Below are 5295 nucleotides of genomic sequence, written 5' to 3'. Positions count from 1 at the left end.
CGGCGGCGCGGCGTACGCGCAGGTGCCGCGCTGGCCGCCTCCGGCGCCCGCGCAGCGCCCGGACGGCTCGCCGCGCCCCGCGCCGGCTCCACCGCAGCATCCGGGCGCCGCGCCGCCGGCGGGCGCCGCGCAGCAGATCGACGCGCGCCAGAAGCAGATCTACGGGACGCTCGAGCAGCGCAGCCGGGAGGGGCAGGAGCTCGGGCATCTCGCGCAGGAGCGGGGGGCGTCGAGCCAGGTGAAGGACCTCGGCAAGAAGCTCGTCGACGACCACGCGCGCGTCGAGCGCGAGCTCGCGGCGCTCTTCGCCGAGCGGGGCGGGAAGCCGAAGGACACCTCCGGCCCGAAGAACGAGCGGGAGGCGCACGACGCGATGATGAAGCAGCTCCGCGGCCTCTCCGGCGCGGACTTCGACCACGCATTCCTGCAGCAGATCGAGTTCGCGCAGCGCGGCCACCGCGCCGATCTGCAGCGCTGGCGGGACGAGACTCCCGGTGCGGACGCGCGCCTCAAGAAGTGGCTCTCCGACACGGAGGTGCTGGCGGAGTCGGATCTGCTCGCGAGCCGGAACGCGATCTCCGCGCTCGGGATGAAGTGGGAGCAGGACCCGCGCCACCCGGAGCGTGCGGCCGGGCGGACGCCGCCGCGGGTGCCCGGGAAGTAGGCGGGCCGCGCGCCGGGGGGAGCCCCTGGGCTCAGACGCCCGTCTCGGTGAGGCGGCGATAGGCGGCGAGGTGCCGGAGCGCGTCGGCGCTCCGGCCCAGCCGCTCGAGCAGCCGGGAGGCGTTGTAGTGAGCGTCCGCGAGCGCGGGGTTTGCCTCGATCGCGCGGGCGTACGCGAGCAGGGCCTCGTCATCGAGCCCCTGGTCCTCGAGCGCGACCCCGAGGTTGAACGACGCGAGGGCGCGCTGCTCGGTCGCGGGGATCGCCCGCCGGTAATGGAACTCGGCGGCGCGCGGGTCGCCCCCCTCGTGCAGGAGCCGGCCCAGGTTCAGGTGGGCGCCCGCGTGGTCCGGGTCGAGCCCGAGCGCGCGCCGGTAGGCCTCGAGCGCCTCCGCCGGCGCGCCGTCCTCGAGATCGCAGCCCCAGCGATACCAGGCGTCCGCGTCGAGCTTCGCTCCGCCGGGCGGCGGGCCGGCGCGGACGAGCGGCGCGACCTTGCGAGCGACCTCGCGCACCTCGAAGTCGAGGAGGACCTGGCCGGTGTCCGGCCGCCACCGTGCGCCCCCGTCCTGCACCGCCACGTTGCGTCCGTCCGCGACCACGCGGACGCCGGCGAGCGAGCGATCGTGCGGCAGCTGCGCCCGGATCGCGCCGAGCGCCCGGCGCACCCGCGACGCGGGCACCTGCGCGTGGACGAGGTCGGCCGCGGCGCGGAACAGGACGAGATCCTGGAAGGCGAAGCGCAGCTCGTTGCGACGGCCGCGGCGCGGCGTCACGAACCCCGCGCGGGCGAGTCGGCGGATCTCCGCGACGGGCAGGCCGAGCAGCCGGGCGACGTCGGTGGCGCGGTACCCCCACACGCGCTCAACCATCGCACGGCGGGGTCACTTGCGGGAAGAGGCCTTCCCCCGCTCGTCGGGGTCGCGCCGCGCGCGGGGCGCCCCGGGGCGCGGGGGGGTCGCCGCCGGGGGCGGCGCCGCCCGCGGCGGCCGGCGGCTCTCGCCGCGCGCGGCGTCGATGCTCGCCTTCAGGGCGTCCATGAGATCGATCACCTGCGCCGCGGGCTCGGCGGGCGCCGCGACCTGGATCTCCTGGCCCTCGACCTTCTTCGCGATCGCCGCCTCGACGCGCGCCTTCACCGCGTCCTCGTACTGCTCCGGCCGGAACGCCTCGGACGCGGTCTGCTCGATGAGCTGGAGGGCGAGCTGGATCTCCGTGTCCTTCGGCTGGGCGTCCTCCACCGGCACCTCGTCCATCGGCCGGACCTCGTCCGCGTGGAAGAGCTGCTGCATCACCAGCCGGCCGTCGCGCGCGCGGATGAGCACGAGGTACTGCTTACCGCGCGCAGCGTAGCGCGCGAGGGCAGCCTTGCCGGCGCGCTCGAGCGCGAGGGCGAGCAGCCGGTACGCCTTGCCGGCGCCCTTGTCGGGCCCGAGGTAGTAGGCCCGGTCGAAGTACACCGGGTCCACCTGCGCGGCAGGGACGAACTCGGCGATGTCGATGGTCTGGGTCGCGATCTCGTCGAGCGCGCGCAGCTCGTCCGGCGTGAACGTGACGTAGCGGTCCTTGGCGAACTCGTAGCCCTTCACCATCTCGTCGCGCTCGACCTTCACGCCCTCCTTCGCGCACACGTACTGCTGCTTGAGGCGCGAGCCGCAGCCGGCGTGCAGGAGGTTGAAGGAGATGGACGCGGACGGCTGCGTCGCGGGGTAGAGACGGACGGGGATCGACACGAGCCCGAAGGAGATCGTGCCTGTCGCGATCGAGCGGGGCGCCATGCCTCCTTAAATTAAGGGAGCGAGCCTCGCGTGCCCGATCGTCTCGACAGCTACCGCGCCAAGCGCGATCCGGGGCGCACGCCCGAGCCCTTCGGCCCGGCGGAGGAGGGGGTGCGCGCCCTCGACGCCCCGCGCCTGTTCGTCGTGCAGAAGCACGCCGCGCGGCGTCTCCACTGGGACTTCCGGCTCGAGCTCGGCGGGACGCTGCGCTCCTGGGCCGTCCCCAAGGGGCCCTCGGCCGACCCTGCCGACAAGCGCATGGCGGTCGAGGTCGAGGATCACCCCGTCGAGTACGCCGGGTTCGAGGGCCTCATCCCCGCCGGCAACTACGGCGCGGGCGCGGTGATCGTCTGGGACCGCGGGGCGTGGCGCCCGGTCGGGGATCCGTACGAAGGCCTCGCCCGGGGCAAGCTCGTCTTCCAGCTCTCCGGCTACAAGCTGCACGGCGAGTGGACGCTCGTCCGCACGCGCATGGCGCAGGGAGGCAAGCAGCAGTGGCTCCTCCTGAAGCACCGCGGAGACGCATGGGCCGGGCCCGGCCGTCCGTTCGCGGAGGAGTCGGTGCTCTCCGGTCGGCTGCTCGAGGAGCTCGCCGCGGGCGAGGGTCGCGCGGAACGGGCGGTGCGGGAGGCGGAGCGGCTCGGCGCGCCGCGGCGGGCGCTCTCGCGCGGCGACGCGCGGCTCATGCGGGCGGAGCCGCGCGGCGCGCCGTTCGACGGCGAGGGCTGGCTCTTCGAGGTGAAGTACGACGGCTACCGGCTCCTCGCCCGGCGCGAGGGGGCGCGCGCGACGCTCCTCACCCTGCGCGGCGAGGACGCGACCGCGCTCTACCCCGAGATCGCGCGGCCGCTCGAGACGCTGCCCGTGGACGCGATCGTCGACGGCGAGGTGGTGGTGCTCGGGCCGGACGGCCGCCCCGACCTCGACGCGCTCGAGGCGCGCTCACGGCTCGCCCGTCCCGCCGACGTCGCCCGCGCCGCGATCGAGCGCCCCGCGACCTACTTCGTCTTCGACCTCCTCGCCCTCGGAGGCCTCGACGTGCGCGCCCTGCCGCTCGCCGAGCGGAAGCGCCTCCTCGCCGACCTCGTCCCGCGGCTCGGAGCCGTGCGCTACGCGGACCACGTCGAGGCGCGCGGCGAGGACCTCCAGCGCGAGGTGCGCGCGCGCGGGCTCGCGGGTGTCGTCGCGAAGCGCGCCGACGCTCCCTATCGCGCCGGGCGCTCCTCTGCGTGGCTCGACATCCCCGTCGAGCGGAGCGACGGCCACGCCGCCGCGACGCACGACGCCTCGCCGCCCGTGCCGCGCGCGGCGCGCCCGGCGCGCCCGGCGCGCGAGGTGAAGGTGACGAACGGCGAGAAGGTCTGGTTTCCCGCGGACGGCATCACCAAGGCGGACGTCGTCGCGTACTACCGGGCCATCGCGCCCTTCATGCTGCCCTACCTGAAGGACCGGCCGCTCGTCCTCACGCGCTATCCCGACGGCATCGATGGGAAGAGCTTCTTCCAGAAGGACGCGCCCAGGTGGCGCCCGGAGTGGATGCGCACGGTGCGGATCCGGAGCGAGGACGCGGGCCGCGACCTCGATCACTTCCTCGTGGACGACGCGGACGGCCTCGCCTGGATCGCGAACCTCGGCACGATCCCGCTGCACGTGTGGTCGAGCCGGGCGGGAGCGCTCGAGCGTCCGGACTGGTGCGTCGTCGACCTCGATCCCAAGGAGGCGCCGTTCGAGCACGTCGTGCGGATCGCGCGCGCGGTCCGCGCGCTCTGCGAGGAGCTCGGGCTGCCGTCGTATCCCAAGACGACCGGGCAGAAGGGGCTGCACGTGCTCGTGCCGCTCGGCGGGCAGCTCACGCACGCGCAGTCGCGCACGCTCGGCGAGCTCCTCGCCCGCGCCGTCGAGGCGGAGCTCCCGGAGATCGCGACCACCGCGCGCGCGCTCCCCGCGCGCGGCGAGCGCGTCTACCTCGACTACCTGCAGAACGGCTATGGCAAGACCATCGCCGCGCCGTACGCCGTCCGGCCGAGGCCCGGCGCGCCGGTGTCGACGCCGCTGCGCTGGAGCGAGGTGACGGCGCGCCTCGACTCGTCCCGCTTCACGATCCGTGGCGCCCTGGGCCGCGCGCGCAGGCTCCGCTCCGATCCGCTGTTGCCGGTGCTGTCCGGGAAGCCCGACCTCATGGCCGCGCTCGAGCGGCTGCGCGTCCGGATGGCGGCGAGCGGGGCCGGCAGGGCGCGGAAGAGTGCGCGCGAGGGCCGGACGACGCGGTAAGTCATGTCGCCGGCCGCCCCACAGGCGCGGGCCGGTCCCGGTCCCCATTGACCAATGGGGTGCAATCCGGACGAATGCGGTGGACAATTCCGGCCGCCGGGCTATGTTTCGGCCTCCCGAAAACGGAGCAATCCAGCCATGGCACGCCAGTCCAGCATCGACGACATCATCCGCGAGACGGCCGACGAGGTCGTCGCCCGCGTCTCCTCCGCAATCGCGCGCCACGTCGGCGAGCTCGTGCAGGAGGGGCTCCGGCGCGAGCTCGGCAAGAACGTCGTCGCGCGTCGCGCCGCCCCGGCCGCCCGCCGCGGCGAGATCACACGCTGGGTCGCGGACACGCGCGCCCGCCGCGTCCCGACCTTCGTCATCGAGGCGACCGGCCTCGACACGAAGAAGAAGATCGTCGCGAAGTTCGGGGCGAACGCGGCCTTCGAGAAGGGCAAGCCGCTGCCGAAGGCGAAGGCCGCCTGAACGGCCCTTGATGATTCGCGACCCGGCGAGCGAAAGCGAGCCCGCCGGGGCGGCCCCCCCCCACCCGCGCAGCCGCGCCCCGGGGGGCCCCGGGCCCCGCGCGGCGGGGGGG

At 75.0% G+C, this 5295-nt stretch carries 5 protein-coding genes; 3 read left to right on the top strand and 2 right to left on the bottom strand.

The features are described from left to right. The coding region (locus tag MNY62_RS25085) for a DUF4142 domain-containing protein (protein ID WP_242347066.1) at nt 1-664 on the top strand (664 nt) is incomplete at its 5' end. Between the two features lie 31 nt (nt 665-695). On the opposite strand, the gene MNY62_RS25080 is transcribed toward MNY62_RS25085, so the two are convergent. Together MNY62_RS25080 and ku are read right to left on the bottom strand one after the other, a co-directional pair. Beyond that, nucleotides 696-1535, bottom strand: coding sequence for a tetratricopeptide repeat protein (locus tag MNY62_RS25080; protein WP_242347065.1), 840 nt, complete (start codon nt 1533-1535; stop codon nt 696-698). 12 nt (nt 1536-1547) lie between these two features. Next, nucleotides 1548-2441, bottom strand: a complete 894-nt coding sequence (gene ku / locus MNY62_RS25075) for a non-homologous end joining protein Ku (RefSeq protein WP_242347064.1) — start codon at nt 2439-2441, stop codon at nt 1548-1550. Nucleotides 2442-2471: 30 nt separating this feature from the next. On the opposite strand from ku, the gene ligD reads away from it, so the two are divergent. Next, nucleotides 2472-4712, top strand: a complete 2241-nt coding sequence (ligD, locus tag MNY62_RS25070; protein WP_242347063.1) for a non-homologous end-joining DNA ligase — start codon at nt 2472-2474, stop codon at nt 4710-4712. Nucleotides 4713-4850: 138 nt separating this feature from the next. Further along, entirely contained in the window at nt 4851-5183 is a 333-nt protein-coding gene (locus MNY62_RS25065; protein WP_242347062.1) for a hypothetical protein, read from the top strand. The last annotated feature ends 112 nt before the right edge of the window (nt 5184-5295 follow it).

This window comes from Anaeromyxobacter terrae (assembly GCF_022690685.1).
Taxonomy (GTDB): domain Bacteria; phylum Myxococcota; class Myxococcia; order Myxococcales; family Anaeromyxobacteraceae; genus Anaeromyxobacter; species Anaeromyxobacter terrae.
This window is presented reverse-complemented; position numbering and strand designations above follow the sequence as displayed.

Coding starts and splice junctions, on each gene's coding strand:
- MNY62_RS25065 (WP_242347062.1), top strand. CDS start 4,851: ATGGCACGCCAGTCCAGCATCGACGACATCATCCGCGAGACGGCCGAC.
- MNY62_RS25080 (WP_242347065.1), bottom strand. CDS start 1,535: ATGGTTGAGCGCGTGTGGGGGTACCGCGCCACCGACGTCGCCCGGCTG.
- ku (WP_242347064.1), bottom strand. CDS start 2,441: ATGGCGCCCCGCTCGATCGCGACAGGCACGATCTCCTTCGGGCTCGTG.